We start from the raw sequence: 15,099 nt of genomic DNA, 5'->3' as shown, positions 1-15,099 counted from the left end.
AGTGGCACTTATAGGACGAAAGGGTGAGCCCATGCTGCGCCTCACGAGGGAACCGGGGCCGCCGTCCGGGGCTTCGGCTCCGGCCTGGGGGGCTTGGCCGCCTTCGCGGTCTTGTCGCTCTTGTCGCCGGTGAACGCCTCGTACTCCTTCAGCACCTCGCCGGTCGGCCCGTCCATGCGCAGCTCGCCCCGCTCCAGCCACAGCACGCGCTCGCAGGTGTCGCGGATCGACTTGTTGTTGTGGCTGACCAGGAACACCGTGCCGGCGTGCCGGCGCAGCTCGCGGATACGGGCCTCGGAGCGCTTCTGGAAGGAGCGGTCGCCGGTCGCCAGTGCCTCGTCGATCAGCAGCACGTCGTGGTCCTTGGCGGCGGCGATGGAGAACCGCAGCCGGGCCGCCATGCCCGAGGAGTAGGTGCGCATGGGCAGCGTGATGAAGTCGCCCTTCTCGTTGATGCCGGAGAAGTCGACGATCTCCTGGTAGCGCTCCTTGATCTGCTCGCGGGACATGCCCATCGCGAGTCCGCCGAGGTGGACGTTGCGCTCCCCGGTCAGGTCGTTCATCAGGGCCGCGTTGACGCCCAGGAGGGAGGGCTGGCCGTCGGTGTAGATACGGCCGTTCTCCACCGGGAGCAGCCCGGCGACGGCCTTGAGCAGGGTGGACTTGCCCGAGCCGTTGGTGCCGATGAGGCCGATGGCCTCGCCCCGGTACGCGGCGAAGGAAACGTTCCGCACGGCGTGCACCGTACGCACGCCCGCCGCCTTCTCGGCCCGGCCGCGGCGCAGGATGCGGTTGAGCGCGGCGGTGGCCGAACCGCGGCCCGCGCCCGTGCCGTTGACCCGGTAGACGATGTCGACGCCGTCGGCGACGACGGTGGGGATCTTCTCGCTGTGCTCAGCCACGTCCGTACGTCTCCTCGGCCTTCCAGAAGTAGATGAAACCGCCGACGCCGGCGAGCAGGGCCCAGCCGGCCGCGATCGCCCAGACGTGCGGCGGGAGCTGGCTCCCCCGGAAGCTGTCGATCAGGGCGAAGCGCATCAGGTCGATGTAGACGGCGGCCGGGTTGGCCTGCAGGACGGAGGTCAGCCAGGAGGGCGCGTCCGTGTGCTTGCTCATGATGTGGCTGATGCTGAACATCACGCCGGACGCGTACATCCACGTCCGCAGCACGAACGGCATCAACTGGGCGAGGTCCGGGGTCTTGGCGCCGAGCCGGGCGACGATCAGGGAGACACCGGCGTTGAAGGCGAACTGCAGCACCAGCGCCGGGACGGCCAGCAGCCAGGAGGCGGCGACCGGGACGCCGAAGCAGAGCAGGATCACGACCAGTGCCGCCATCGAGAACAGCAGCTGCTGGAGCTGCTGGAGGCAGAACGAGATCGGCAGCGCGGCCCGGGGGAAGTGCAGGGCGCGGACGAGGCCCAGGTTGCCGGATATCGCGCGGGTGCCCGCCATGATCGAGCTCTGGGTGAACGTCCACACGAACACCCCCGTGACCAGGAAGGGTACGAAGTCCGGCACGCCCCGGCTGGTGCCCATCAGCTTGCCGAAGATCAGGTAGTACACCGCCGCGTTCAGCAGTGGCGTCAGCACCTGCCAGACCTGTCCCAGCTTCGCCTGGCTGTACTGGGCGGTGAGCTTGGCGGTGGAGAACGCCGCGATGAAGTGCCGGCGCGCCCACAACTGGCGGACGTACCGCGGCAGCGAGGGGCGGGCGCCGCTCACGGACAGCCCGTGCCGGGCGGCCAGGGCCGCGAGGTCGGCCTCGGGCGGCGCCTCGGGCGTCCGGGGCGGTGTGTGCAGGGCTTGAGTCACATCCGCTGCTTTCACTGGGGTTCCTGGGGCGAATCGCGTGAGAGTCACGTCGGGACGAGAGCGTCGGACGAGACGTCGGGACGGGACCGTATCGTCGCAACGGGAGCGTACGGCGATTCGACGTCGGAACGCAACCGTCCCGTCGTGACGCCCTATGCTGGTCCGTATGAGCACCGACGCCGATCAGTCCTCGACGCCGCCGCGCCGCCGGGCCCCCGCGGGGGCGGCCGTGCTCCGGGAGGACGTGACCGAGGCGATCCGGGCGGCCGTCTTCGAGGAACTCGCGGCCGTCGGCTACGCCCGTATGTCGATCGAGGGCATCGCGCGCCGCGCCGGCGTCGGCAAGACGGCCGTCTACCGGCGCTGGCGTTCCAAGCTGCACCTGGTGCTCGACGTGGTGTCGGCGGTCGCGGTGATGGGCCTGCCGGTCCCGGACACCGGGAGCCTGGAGGGCGATCTGCGGCTGCTCTACGAGGTGACCGCGCGGGCGCTGCGGCATCCGCTGGCCTCGCAGATCCTCCCCGATCTGCAGGCCGAGGCGGCCCGCAGTCCGGAGATCGCCGAGGCCGTGCAGAAGGCGCTGCGCGACGGCCAGGCGAGCGTCGCCAGCACGATCGTGCGCGCCGCCGAACAGCGCGGGGAGGTCCGGGCGGGCCTCGACCAGGAGCTGGCCCTCGATCTGATCTCCGGGCCCCTGTACTGGCGCTCGGTGGTCGTGCGCAGCCCGAAGCTGCCGAAGGGCCACCTCGACGCCCTGTCACGGGCGACCGCGGCGGCCCTCAAGGCCCTCTGACCGTCCGACCGCGCGCGCTCAGTCGCGGGCGGCCCCGGGGTGCGTGCGCACCCAGCCCTCCCAGGCCGACGTGACCATGTCCCGGACGTCGTACTTCGCCTTCCAGCCCAGCTCGGTGGCGATGCGGTCGGCGGAGGCGACCACGCGGGCCGGGTCGCCGGGGCGGCGCGGGGTGACCGTCGGAGGACGGTCGTAGCCGGTGACGGCGTTGATGAGGTCGATCATCTCGCGCACCGACACACCCTCGCCCCGGCCGATGTCGAGGGTGAGGGAGTGGCCGGGCGAGGACTGGAGCGCGCGGGCGGCGGCGACATGGGCCTCCGCGAGGTCGACCACATGGATGTAGTCGCGGACGCAGGTGCCGTCCGGGGTCGGGTAGTCGTCGCCGAAGATGCGCGGGGCCTCGCCCTGCGTCAGCTTCTCGAACACCATCGGGACGATGTTGAAGACGCCGGTGTCGGCGAGTTCCGGCGCGGCCGCGCCCGCCACGTTGAAGTACCGCAGCGACGCGGTGGACAGGCCCGTGGCCCGGCCCGTCGCCCGGACCAGCCACTCGCCCGCCAGCTTGGTCTCGCCGTACGGCGAGATCGGCGCGCACGGCGTCTCCTCGGTCACCAGGTCGACGTCCGGCATGCCGTAGACGGCCGCCGAGGAGGAGAAGACGAAGGAGCGCACATGGGAGGTGGCCGTGACCGCCTCCAGGAGGACGCGCAGCCCCTCGACGTTCTCCCGGTAGTACAGCAGCGGCCGGTCGACCGACTCGCCGACCTGCTTCTTCGCCGCCAGATGGACCACGCCGGTGATCCGGTGGGCGGCGAGGGCGCGGGCGACGCGCTCGCGGTCCAGGGTGGAGCCGACGACCAGCGGGACGCCGTCGGGCACCCGGTCGGCGATGCCGGTGGACAGGTCGTCGTACACCACGGCACGCTCGCCCGCCCGGGTCATCGCCCGAACCACGTGTGCTCCGATGTAACCGGCGCCGCCGGTGATCAGCCAGGTCATGTACGGCCGTCCCCTCATCAGTGGCCAGTGCTCGTGCTCGGTCGGTGTCACTGTCAGTGAAGCAGGCGCCGGAGCCTGCCGCGTACCACGGACAGGACTCCGCGCGGTCCCGGGGCGACGCGGACGGCGAGCGCCCCGGAGTGGGTGGCGTAGGGCTGGACGAGGACCAGGCCGTGCCCGGCGCCGAGGACCGCGCGGCGGCGCAGCGCCCCGGTGCCGGTGACGGCGTGCGCGGTGACCTCGCGCTCGGCGCCCTCCCGGAAGCGGAGGCGCACCCGCAGGTCCCAGGTGCCGGTGCCGAACGCGCCCCAGCGCACCGGGATCGCGGCCCGCCAGGACTCCCCGTCCGGCTCCGGCGGTACCACCGTGGGCGCTCCCGCCGTGCGCCCCGTCTCCCGGCACCGCCACTCCACCTCCAGCGACTCGGGCCCGGCCCGCGCCAGCCGCCCGTACATCTCGTGCAGGAGCAGCCGCAGGACGGCGGTACGGGCGCGGGTGCGCAGCTCCGCGTCCACGGCGAGCGGGAGGACGTGGACGGGCCGGGTCAGCAGCGGTTCCAGGGTGACCTGGGGCAGCCCGGCCGACCAGACGGGGGTGCCGTCGGCGGCCCGGGCGTACGGCGGCAGCAACCGGGCGGGACGGGAGGCGAGGTCGCGCAGGCGGGGCAGGTCGAGCGGCTCGGGGGAGGCCAGGACGATCCGCCCGATGAGGCGTCCGGGCGCGGTCGGGTTGTGCGCCCAGTCCGAGGCGTCGTACTCCGCGAGGTACGCCCGCGTGTGCGCCCACCAGTCGCGCCGGTAGCGGGCGTCGCGCAGGACCAGTTCACGGGCGTACATCCGCAGCTCGTGGTCGAGGAACTTGGCGCGGGCTGCCCGGGCCAGCTCCTTCTGCCCGGAGCCGAGCAGGATCTCGTGGGCGAGCCGGCTCGCCTCGGTGCGGGCCCGCCAGTTGGAGACGTCCGCGCGGTCCAGGGAGATCGACAGCCGGCCCGCCGCCCGGCGCACATGCCAGACGTAGACCCGGTCGGGGACGACGGCGACACGGGGGCGGGCGGCGAGGACGCGCGCGGTGAAGACGAAGTCCTCGTAGGGGAAGCGGCCCTCGGGGAAGCGGATGCCGTGGGCGCGCAGGAAGTCGGTGCGGTAGAGCTTGTTCACGCAGAGGGTGTCGTGGACCAGACGGGGGCGCTGCGCGGGGCGCTCGAACACGGCGTGCGCGGCGTACAGCGACGGCTCCCAGGGCACCTCACGCCCCTCGGGCAGCTCCCGGCGGACGCAGAGGCCGCCCGCGACCTGGGCATCGGCGCTCGTGGCCGCCGCGAGCAGGGCGTCGGCGGCGCCGGGCGGGAGGACGTCGTCGCTGTCCAGGAACATCACATACGGCGCGGTCACCCGGTCCAGGCCGGTGTTGCGGGGGCTGCCGCAGCCGCCGCTGTTGACCCGGCGCCGCACCACCTCCAGCCGTGGCTCGGCCGCGGCGAGCGCGGCGAGCCGGGCCGGGCTGTCGTCGGTCGAGCAGTCGTCGACCGCGACGACCTCCCGCACGACGGGACCCTGGGCCAGCGCCGAGCGGACGGCGGTCGTCACATGGGCGGCGTCGTCGTAGCCGATGACGACCACGGCGACCTGCGGGTCGGGCGCGGGGGGCGGGGGCGCTGGGTGCATGGGGCCACGGTCCGGGTCGGAGGGATGGTCGGCAGATCCCGTGGGGCGGGAGGTGCGGGCCCGTGGCGGAAGACGGTGACGACCGCGGGCCGGTTCACTGCTCGTCACCGCGGATCGTAGGACGGACAAAGGGTATGCGGACGGAGATACGCCGCATACCCATGATGAATGTCAGCTAATAGTACGAATATGGCCCACTGGGGGCGGGAGGGGTCACGCCTCCCGTGCCGCCGTGTCCAGCGCGGAGGTGAGCTGGTCGAGGCGCTCCCGCAGGTCGCGGATCTCCTCCACGTCGAACCCGGTGGCCGCGGCGATCCGGCGCGGCACCTCGAGCGCCCGCTCGCGCAGGGCCTCGCCCTCCTCCGTCAGCCGCACCTCCACCGACCGCTCGTCGCGGGCGCTGCGCTCCCGGCGCACGAGACCGGCCGCCTCCAGCCGCTTGAGCAGCGGCGACAGGGTGCCGGAGTCCAGGCGCAGATGCTCGCCGAGCCGCTTCACGGGCAGTTCGCCCTGCTCCCACAGCACCAGCATCACCAGGTACTGCGGATAGGTGAGGCCCAGGTCCTTGAGCACCACGCGGTAGACGCCGCCGAAGGCGCGCGAGGCCGCGTTCAGGGAGAAGCAGATCTGCTGGTTGAGGCGGAGCCAGTCGGCCGTGGGCGTGGTCGTCATGCCTCCAGGGTAGCTCCCCTGTGCGTCATTCAGTTGCACGCAATTCAATTGCGTGCTCTACTTATGGGCATGCGGCGGCCCCGGGACGGAACGGGGCGGACCGCTCAGTCACGGACGCCCCGGCGTCCGTCACGACCTACGAGAGGGATGGTTCTCCATGGACGCGCTCTACACCGCAGTCGCCACCGCCACCCACGGCCGCGACGGTCGCGCCGTCTCCAACGACGGCCGTATCGACGTCAAGCTGGCCCCGCCGGTGGAGCTGGGCGGCAACGGCGAGGGCACCAACCCGGAGCAGCTGTTCGCCGCCGGGTACGCGGCCTGCTTCGGCAGCGCGCTCGGCCTCGTCGGCCGTCAGGCCAAGGTCGACGTCTCCGAGGCCGCCGTCACCGCCGAGGTCGGCATCGGCAAGCAGGGCGAGGGCTTCGGCCTCAAGGTCACCCTGCGCGTCGAGCTGCCCGACACCCTCGACGAGGCGACCGGCCGCAAGCTGGTCGACCAGGCCCACCAGGTCTGCCCCTACTCCAACGCCACCCGCGGCAACATCGACGTCGACCTCGTCATCGAGTAACCCCCTCCCGGGCGCCGATCCGCGCCAGCACCTCCCCCGTCTCCCGGCTCCAGGCCACCACGACCGCCTCCTCCGGGACCTTCTTCCAGCGCGTCAGCAGCAGCCAACGCGCGTGGTAGCGCCGGGCGATCGCCGTGCGCCGGGCGCCGGTCGAGTCGGGGGAGAGGTACGCGCGGACGTCGGCGAGCCGGCGCTCCCGCTCCCGCTCGTCCAGCGCGGGGTCGGGCCACACCGGCGCGGCGAGGTTCGCCCCGTACCCCGGGAGGGAGCGCGGGGCGAAGTGCCCGTCGGAGACGACCACCTCGCCCTTCGCCACATGCCGCGCCACCCAGGCGTACGACGGCCAGCGCGACGGCTGCTCCAGGCCCAGCGGATCCAGGGCCGTGGGCAGCACCGCCCCGCCCTGCACGGTGAGGAACCCGGCGCAGGCACCGGCCGCCGCGGTCAGCCCCAGCGCCCGGCGCGCCCGGCTCCACGGCCGGGGCGCCGCCAGCTCCACCGCGAGGGCGAACTGCAGCGGCACCAGGGTGAGCCCGAGGATCCTGCCGTACGTGTAGCGCCCGCCGACCCAGCCGTACGCCACCAGCAGGCAGTCCAGGGCGAACAGCAGCACCAGCGGATCCCGCCAGGACGAGCGGCGCCCGCGCAGCCACAGCGCGGGCAGGCCCAGCAGCGCCAGCCAGAACTGCCCGAAGAGGTGCTCGTACAGCTGCCGGTGCATGGCGTCCACGCTGCCGTCCCCGGCCAGCGCGAACACGTCGTAGTACGGCCAGGACCCGGCGACGAGCACCGCGACGCCCGCCGTCACGGCCCAGCGGGCGACGACGGCCCCGTGCCACGGGCGCTGCCATCCGGCGACGAACGCCACCGCCCCCAGGGCCGCCGCCACCGCCGTGATCGGATGGATCAGCAGGATCAGCCCGTACAGCGCGCCGAGCCCCGCGTACCCGGCCCAGCCGGGCAGACCGCTCGGGCCGACGTACCGGACCGCCCGCCCGCCGCGGGCGCGCGCCCCGGTCAGCGCCCAGGCCCAGAAGGTGAGCCCGATGGCGAACGCCGAGGGGTACCCCAGGTTCCCCGTCATCGACATCAGGTTCAGATAGCCGCTCCACCACGCCCGCTCCGTGCCCCACAGCAGCGTCATCGCGCCCAGCGCGAGCACCGGCGCCCACGGCCGCGGTGTCAGCACCCGGGTCAGCCGGCCGATGCCGGTCAGCAGGACCAGCAGGTTCAGCACCCCGGCCAGCCGCACCACCTCCCAGCCGCCCAGCCCGGTCAGCAACGCGAACACCGCCTCGGCGACCGCGTACGGCGAGTAGTACGGGCTGCCCGCGCCCGGCAGGTCCGCCATCGGATGGCGGGGGTGGAACAGATCCGCCCGCAGCCGTTCGACGACCGCCGCGTGCTGCCCCGCGTCGCAGCACAGCGGCACCGCCCAGTACGCCAGCAGCATCACCAGGCAGAACAGGAACCCGACGGCCTGGTACGGCGTCGGACGAGGGCCGCGACCGCCGCGCAGCGCGCTCGCGCCGCGCACGGCCCTCCGGACGAGGGTGCCCGCGGGGGCGCCCGCGGCTCCGGTCGGGGAGGGGGTGGGGGTTCGGGGCATCTGCCGAGTCTCCCCGCTCGGGTCAACGGCTTTGATGCTCGTCACCTCTTCGGGTGAGTTCCCTGCTGCGGATGCCGGTGCGGACGCCGGTGCCGATGCCGGTCAGCGCGCGACCGGCAGCGACCGGGGGTCCGCCGGAGCCGGCACCCGGCCCGTCCCCGCCGCCCGTCCCGGCATCGGCTCGCCCAGCATCAGCGTCCGTACGACCCGCTCGGCGGCCAGCCCGTCGTCGAACTCGCAGAACCGCTCCCGGAAACGCCGCCGCAGCCGCGCCGACTCCCCGTCCCGCCAGGCCCCGGACGCGAACAGCTCCGCCAACTCCCCGTAGGAGCGCGTCACATGACCCGGCGCCTCGGCCATCAGGTCGAGGTAGGCGCCCCGGCTCGCCGTGAACGCCCCCCAGTCGTCCGCGTGGACGACCAGCGGCCGGTCCAGCAGGGCGTAGTCGAACATCAGGGACGAGTAGTCCGTGACCAGGGCGTCCGCCGCGAGCAGCACGTCCTCGGCCCGCGGCACGTCCGTCGCGTCGACCAGCCCGCCCCGGCGGTGCAGCTCCGCCAGGCCCATGCCGCGCGCGACACCCTGCGCGAGCGACGGGTGCAGCCGGACGACGAGCGTGCACCCGTCGCCGAGGTCACGGGCGAACCGCGCCAGGTCGATCCGGTCGACGTGCCCGCCCTTGCGGTAGTCCCGGCGGGTCGGCGCGTACAGCACGACGGTGTTCCCGGCCGGCACCCCGAGCCGCGCCCGGGCCGCCGCGACCGTCTCCGGGCCCGCCGTCACCAGCACGTCGTTGCGCGGGCTGCCCGTCCTGACCGAGGTGAAGTGGCACGGGTAGGCCCGCTCCCAGGCGAGCTCCGCGTGCCGGCTCGCCACCAGGCTGTAGTCCCAGCGGTCCGCCCGCCACAGCATCCTCGGCACGTCGACGCCGTACCGGGCACCGGGCTTGTCCAGCAGATCGGCGCCCATGTACTTCAGCGGGGTGCCCCGGTGGGTCTGGATGTGCACACTGCCCGGCCGTTTCGCGAGCGTGCCCGGCCAGTTGACGTTGTTCACCCAGTACGTGGCCCGCGCCATGACCTCGTGGAAGCGCCGCGAACCGGGCGTCACGAAGTCCGTGCCGGGCGGCAGCCCCGGCACCGCGTCCTCCCGGACCACCCACACCCCCCGCAGCCGCGGGGCGAGCTCGCGGGCCTTGGCGTGGATCGCCGCCGGATCCCCGAGGACCCCCTGGTGCGAGAACGCCGAGTACACCGCGAGATCCGGATCCAGCGGACGCCGGGAACAGGCCACGTACCAGGCGCGGTGCGCCCGTCGCGACACCTCCCGTGTCACCTTCCGGCCGCCGCCCCCGGCCACCCGGCGCAGCTCCCGCAGCCCACGGGCCGCCGCGTACGACGCGTAGGGCGCCGCCGCCAGCAGTCGCGTCTCCGTGCCCCGCCACCCCTGCGGCGGGACGAAGCCCGCGGGGAGGTGCCGGGCGTGGAAGGCGCGGATCTCCCGGTAGAAGTCCGGCCGGTCCGCCGGGCGCACCCGGTCCACCCGGGCGAGCACGAACAGCATGTGGTCCAGCGCGCGTTCGAACAGCGGGGGCCGCGCCCACGCCAGCTCCGGGCGCCCCTCCAGGAAGGCGAACAGCCCGTCGTACTGGGGGAAGATGTCGAAGTGCCGGCGCCCCGGCGTCCGGGTGATCGCGCCCTGCCGGCGCTGCCGGTACTCGACGCCGATCCGCTCCAGGCACACGATCCGGTCGGCCAGCACCATCGAGCGGTAGGTGACCGGCGCGTCCTCGTAGGGGCCCGGCGCGTACCGCAGCCCGTGCTCCAGGAAGAAGTCCCTGCGGTACGCCTTGTTCCAGGCGACGAGGAACAGCCGCAGATACTGGGGACTCTCCCGGACGTTCACGACGTCGGTCCCGGCCGCCGCCAGCAGGTCGGCCGCCTCGCTGCGGCCCCCGCGGCCCCACCAGTGGGTGCGCACATGGTCGAAGACCAGCATGTCCGGCTCGTCGGCCGCCGTCAGCCGGGCGTCGACCGCCTCCAGCAGACCCGGGGTGTAGCGGTCGTCGCTGTCCAGGAACAGCACATAGTCGCCGCTCGCCTCCGCCAGACCCGCGTTGCGGGCCCGGCCGAGCCCCACGTTCTCCGGCAGGTGCAGCACCCGCACCCGGGCGTCGCGCTCGGCGTAGCCGTCCAGGATCGCGGGGCAGCCGTCGGGGGAGCGGTCGTCGACCGCGATGACCTCCAGATCGGTGTACGACTGCCCGAGCACCGAGTCCAGGCACTCCCGCAGGAAGCCCTGCACCTTGAAGACGGGCACGATGACGCTGAAGCGGGGCACGTCAGCTCCTTGTGAGGGTCGTCGCGGCGGGCGCGGGGGCGGGGACGCGCTCGGCGAGCGGGACCACCGGGGGCAGCGCCTCGGGCGGTTCGCCCAGCAGCACCCGGCGCACCACGCGCTCGGCGGCCCGCCCGTCGTCGAACTGGCAGAAGCGCTCCCGGAACGCGGCCCGCAGCGCCCGGGACTCCGTGTCCGCGTACGAGCCGTCCCGCAGCAGCGCCGCCAGCTCGCCGGGGGTGCGCGCCACCCGGCCCGGCGGGGACTGCATCAGGTCGAAGTAGACGCCCCGGACCTCCCGGTAGACGTCCCAGTCGTCGGCGTACACGACGATCGGCCGGTCGAGGTTGGCGTAGTCGAACATGATGGAGGAGTAGTCGGTGATCAGCGCGTCCGCGGCGAGGCAGACCTCCTCCGAGGACAGATGCCCGGTGACGTCGACGATCCGGCCGGAGCCCCGCGCGTCCCCCCGGTCGTAGAAGTAGTGGGCGCGCAGCAGCACCACGTACTCGTCGCCGATCTCCTCGCACAGTGCCGCGAGGTCGAGACCCGGCTCGAAGCCGGACGCGTGGTCGCGGTGCGTCGGCGCGTACAACAGGGCTTTCCTGCCCTCGGGGACGCCGAGTTCGCGCCGGATCCGCGCCACGTCCTCGGCGGTCGCCGTGTAGTAGGCGTCGTTGCGCGGATAGCCGTACTCCAGCGTCTCGTGGGCGGCGGGGTAGGCGCTCTCCCACATCTCCGTGGAGTGCCGGTTGGAGGTGACGTTGTAGTCCCAGCGGTCCACGCGGGCCAGCAGCCGGGCGAAGCTGCCGGTCGCGGCGGCCACCACCGGGTACATCGCCTGGTCGGCGCCCATCTTCTTCAGCGGGGTGCCGTGCTGGGTGGACAGGTGCACGCTGCCGGGGCGCTTGACGACCGCGTCCGCGAAGTTGGCGTTGTTGATCAGGTACTTGGCGCGTGCCAGCACGTCCCAGGAGAGGCGGCTGCCGATGACGGCGTACTCCACGCCCTCGGGCAGAGTGGTCTCCTGGCCGGGCTCCACCAGGAACACCGAGCGCAGATGCGGGGCCAGTTCGCGGGCCTTGGCGTGGAGGGCGGCCGGGTTGCAGAGGTAGCCGCGGCCCCAGTACGCGCAGTACACCGCGAGGTTCGGGTCCAGGGGGCGGCGGAGCTGAAGCCGGTACCGCAGCCGGGTGCGCAGCCCGCGGGGGCGGGGCAGCCGCGCGAGTACGCCGGTCAGCGCCCGGTTGGCCGCGCGCAGCGCATGGAACGCCGGGTACGCCCCGCTCGCCAGCAGCCGGTGCTGTACGCCCAGACTGCCGCCCGGCGGACGGAACCCGGCCGGGCGGTGCCGCCGGTACAGCACACCGGCCCGCCGGAAGAACGCGGCCCGGCCGTGCGGCAGCCGCCGTGGATGGGCGGCCGTCTTCAGTACGGCGGCGAACAGCTGCTCGAACAGCGGTCCGTACCGGCGGGCCGGCAACCCCTGCTGGGCGGCCCGTGTCAGCACCAGCTCCACCTGGTCCAGCAGCTCGGAGTGGTGCGTGCCCGGCCGGTTCAGCCTGCTGCCCTGCCGCCGCACCCGATGCCGTACGACGACCCGGCGCAGCACCGCCATCCGCCCGGCGGCGAGCGTCACCAGCCCGCCGAAGGCGACGTCGGTGAAGTGGCCACCGGGGAAGACCAGTTCGTGCTCGACCAGGAAATCCCGCCGGTAGGCCGCGCTCCACGCGGGCAGTCCCACCCCGGTCAGCCGGGGGGCCCGCTCGGGCGTGAACGCCCCGTCCGGGGCGCGGGCCAGCAGCGGCGCCGCCGGGGTGGCCGGCTCGCCCGTCCACCAGGGGACCCGCTCGTGCCCGGTGTACAGGACGTCCGGCTCGCCGGTCTCCCGCAGCCGCGCGTCGAGGGCGGCCAGCGCGCCCGGCGCCAGCTCGTCGTCGCCGTCCAGGAACAGCACCCAGTCACCGGTCGCGGAGCGCAGGCCCGCGTTGCGCGCCCCGGCCACCCCCTCCGTCGGGGGCGCGTGCACCGGTACCACCCTGCGGTCCCGCCCCGCGTACCGGCCGGCGACGTCCGCCGCCGGGCAGTCGGGGGCGTCACAGACCGGGATCAGCTCGACGTCGCCGAAGGACTGGGTCAGGACCGAGTCCAGCGCCCGGGACAGCCGGCCCGCGACACCATGGGACGGAACGATGACGCTGAAGTGGGGCATACTGCTCTTTCTGTCGAGGGACGGGGCGCCCGCGCCGACGGCGGGACCGGTCAGCGGGCCCGGCACCGGCCCGGCCGCCCGGCGGGGCGCCAGGCCGGCGGCCGGCTCGGCGTGGGCCGGGACGGACTGGAGGGCATGTGGACTCCTCTCGGGACAACGGCGTTCAGCGGCGCTCGGTGACGGCCCGGGGCGAGGCCGGGCGCGGCACCACACCCAGCGGGGCGCGCGGACGTGACACGGCCGGGGACGGCACCGGGCGGCGCCCGCCGAACGGCACCCCGGCCGGAGCGGCGGCCTCGCCCAGCACCACATGCCGTACGACCCGCTCGGCGGCCCGGCCGTCGTCGTGCGGGCAGAAGCGGCGGCGGAACGCGGTCCGCAGCTCCGCCGAGCGGGAACCGCGCCAGTGCCCGGAGACGAAGATGTCGATCAGGTCGTACTCGCCGCGCGCCACCGCGCCCGGCGGGAAGGCCCGCAGATCGACATAGGTGCCCCGGACCGCCTCATGGGCCTCCCAGTCGTCGGTGAGGAGCACCACCGGCCGGTCCAGGCAGACGTAGTCGACCATGATCGACGAGTAGTCGGTGACCAGCGCGTCCGAGGCCAGGCACAGTGCCTCGACGCTCGGGTGGCCGCTCACGTCGAGCACCCGGTCCGACGCGGTGACGAACGGGCCGTCGTGACCGTGCGGGGCGCGGGCCAGCACGATGTGGCGCGGGCCGAGGCGGCGCACCACGCGCTCCAGGTCGACGGGGGTACGGCGGTAGGCGCGGCGGGTCGGGGCGTAGAGGATCACGACCGCGTCCTCGGGGACGCCGAGCTCCCGGCGGATCCGGCTGGTGTCCGCCGGGGTGGCCCGCTGGAACACGTCCGCGCGCGGGCTGCCGTACTCCAGGACCGTGTACGCGCCCGGGAAAGCCCGCTCCCAGGTGAGGGTCGCGTGCCGGCTGGGGGACACCAGGTAGTCCCAGGTGTCGACGTCCGCCAGGAGTGCGTCGACGTCCGGGTCCGCCCCCGGGCGCCCGCGCAGGTCGAGACCCGTGCGCTTGAGCGGGGTGCCGCGCCGGGTCTGCACCAGCACCTGGCCGGGCCGCTTGACCAGCCGCCGGTCGAAGGCCGTGTTGTGCACCAGGTACCGGGAGCGGGCGAGGGCCGTCCAGTAGGCCGCGGTGTCCGGGCGCAGCGGGCGCACCCCGGACGGCAGCGCGTCCTGCTCCCCGGCGGCGGTGACCCAGGCGGTGCGCACCTGCGGGGCGTGGGTGCGGAACGCCCGCTCCAGGGCGCCGGGGTGGCAGCCGTGGCCGGGCACGCCGTCGGCGGCGAACACGGCACGGTCGGCGCGCACCGGCAGACAGCGCTGCACGCGGTAGTGCAGGCGGAGAGCACCCGCCCGCAGGGCCCGGCGCAGCCGCACGGCCGTCCGCGCGGTCCGGCGCAGCACGGCCGCAGTGCACCGCAGTGCGTGATAGGTGCGGTGCAGGCCCATCCGGACCAGGGCGTGGTGCAGCCGCACACGCGGCGGCAGGGGGCCGACGGGGCAGTGGTAACGCCGGTAGTAGGCGCGGGCCTTGCGCAGGAACTCGGCGCGGCTGCGGCGCGGCAGGCGGTCCCGGCGGGCGAACACCACGACGAGGTGGTCCACCATCCGCCGGAACAGCAGCGGGCGCCAGCGGGCGAGTTCGGGGTGCTTGTCGACGTAGGCGAAGACCCGGTCGTACTGCTCGAAGACGTCGAAGTGGCGGGGGCTGACCGTGCCGAGGATGCCGCCGCGGCGGCGCTGGCGGTAGTGCACGCACACCCGGTCCAGGGTCGCGATCGACCCCGCCCGCATCAGGACCGGGTACGTCCAGGGCGTGTCCTCGTAGTAGCCGGTGGGGAAGGCCAGCTCCTCGGCCTCGACGAACTCCCGGCGGTACGCCTTGTTCCAGGCGACCATCAGCAGCCGCAGCAGACCGGGCCGGTCCGTCAGCCGGAACGGCGCCCGGCCGTCCTCGCGGAGGTGGGCCGCGGCCTGGTTGCGTACCGTCTCACCGGTCCAGAAGGCGCGCGCGTAGTCGTAGACCAGCACGTCGGGGTCGCCGGTCTCCTTCAGCCGGGCGGCGACGGCCTCCAGGGCGTCAGGGGTGAGGGTGTCGTCGCTGTCGAGGAAGACCAGGTAGTCGCCGGTGGCCTCGGCCATGCCGGCGTTGCGTGCGGGGCCCAGACCGCGGTTGCGCGGCAGATGCACCGCGCGCACCCGCGGGTCGCGGGCCGCGAACTCGTCGATGATCGCGCCGCTCGCGTCCGGTGAGCAGTCGTCGACCGCGATCAGTTCGAGGTCCGGGTACGACTGGGTGAGCACCGATTCCAGGCACTCGTGCAGATACGCCTGCACCTTGTACACGGGGACGATGACACTGAACCTGGGCAAGGCACATCCACTCG

At 73.9% G+C, this 15,099-nt stretch carries 11 protein-coding genes; 2 read left to right on the top strand and 9 right to left on the bottom strand.

The features are described from left to right. Positions 1-41: 41 nt before the first annotated feature. Positions 42-902: an ABC transporter ATP-binding protein gene (locus tag DC008_RS13430; RefSeq protein WP_108707180.1), complete on the bottom strand. Its 861-nt coding sequence runs from the start codon at positions 900-902 to the stop codon at positions 42-44. Further along, positions 895-1,815 (bottom strand): ABC transporter permease, encoded by a 921-nt coding sequence (locus tag DC008_RS13425; RefSeq protein ID WP_108707179.1) that lies wholly within the window; start codon positions 1,813-1,815, stop codon positions 895-897. The genes DC008_RS13430 and DC008_RS13425 overlap by 8 nt, the downstream gene beginning before the upstream one ends. Before the next feature lie 154 nt (positions 1,816-1,969). Between DC008_RS13425 and DC008_RS13420 the strand changes: the two genes are divergently transcribed. Continuing rightward, positions 1,970-2,608, top strand: a complete 639-nt coding sequence (locus DC008_RS13420; RefSeq protein ID WP_108707178.1) for a TetR/AcrR family transcriptional regulator — start codon at positions 1,970-1,972, stop codon at positions 2,606-2,608. An 18-nt stretch (positions 2,609-2,626) separates the two neighbouring features. Here DC008_RS13420 and galE read toward each other — a convergent pair whose 3' ends face one another. The 3 genes from galE to DC008_RS13405 all read right to left on the bottom strand — a co-directional run bounded on the left by galE (position 2,627) and on the right by DC008_RS13405 (position 5,946). Further along, positions 2,627-3,610: a UDP-glucose 4-epimerase GalE gene (galE, locus tag DC008_RS13415; protein WP_108707177.1), complete on the bottom strand. Its 984-nt coding sequence runs from the start codon at positions 3,608-3,610 to the stop codon at positions 2,627-2,629. Between the two features lie 53 nt (positions 3,611-3,663). Then, positions 3,664-5,274, bottom strand: a complete 1,611-nt coding sequence (locus DC008_RS13410; protein WP_108707176.1) for a glycosyltransferase family 2 protein — start codon at positions 5,272-5,274, stop codon at positions 3,664-3,666. 213 nt (positions 5,275-5,487) lie between these two features. Continuing rightward, positions 5,488-5,946, bottom strand: coding sequence for a MarR family winged helix-turn-helix transcriptional regulator (locus DC008_RS13405; protein ID WP_108707175.1), 459 nt, complete (start codon positions 5,944-5,946; stop codon positions 5,488-5,490). A 157-nt stretch (positions 5,947-6,103) separates the two neighbouring features. On the opposite strand from DC008_RS13405, the gene DC008_RS13400 reads away from it, so the two are divergent. Continuing rightward, positions 6,104-6,517, top strand: coding sequence for an organic hydroperoxide resistance protein (locus DC008_RS13400; protein ID WP_055625026.1), 414 nt, complete (start codon positions 6,104-6,106; stop codon positions 6,515-6,517). Here DC008_RS13400 and DC008_RS13395 read toward each other — a convergent pair. The 4 genes from DC008_RS13395 to DC008_RS13380 all read right to left on the bottom strand — a co-directional run bounded on the left by DC008_RS13395 (position 6,507) and on the right by DC008_RS13380 (position 15,085). Next, on the bottom strand, positions 6,507-8,126 hold the full coding sequence (locus tag DC008_RS13395) for a hypothetical protein (RefSeq protein ID WP_108707174.1): 1,620 nt from the start codon (positions 8,124-8,126) through the stop codon (positions 6,507-6,509). The genes DC008_RS13400 and DC008_RS13395 overlap by 11 nt on opposite strands. A gap of 102 nt (positions 8,127-8,228) precedes the next feature. Then, positions 8,229-10,466: a bifunctional glycosyltransferase/CDP-glycerol:glycerophosphate glycerophosphotransferase gene (locus tag DC008_RS13390; protein ID WP_108707173.1), complete on the bottom strand. Its 2,238-nt coding sequence runs from the start codon at positions 10,464-10,466 to the stop codon at positions 8,229-8,231. A 1-nt stretch (position 10,467) separates the two neighbouring features. After that, entirely contained in the window at positions 10,468-12,675 is a 2,208-nt protein-coding gene (locus tag DC008_RS13385) for a bifunctional glycosyltransferase/CDP-glycerol:glycerophosphate glycerophosphotransferase (protein WP_108707172.1), read from the bottom strand. A 163-nt stretch (positions 12,676-12,838) separates the two neighbouring features. Further along, positions 12,839-15,085 carry a bifunctional glycosyltransferase/CDP-glycerol:glycerophosphate glycerophosphotransferase gene (locus DC008_RS13380; protein ID WP_108707171.1) on the bottom strand — a complete coding sequence of 749 codons (2,247 nt, stop codon included), beginning with the start codon at positions 15,083-15,085 and terminating at the stop codon, positions 12,839-12,841. Positions 15,086-15,099: the final 14 nt, after the last annotated feature.

The organism is Streptomyces nigra, assembly GCF_003074055.1.
GTDB classification, from domain to species: Bacteria; Actinomycetota; Actinomycetes; order Streptomycetales; family Streptomycetaceae; genus Streptomyces; species Streptomyces nigra.
This window is presented reverse-complemented; position numbering and strand designations above follow the sequence as displayed.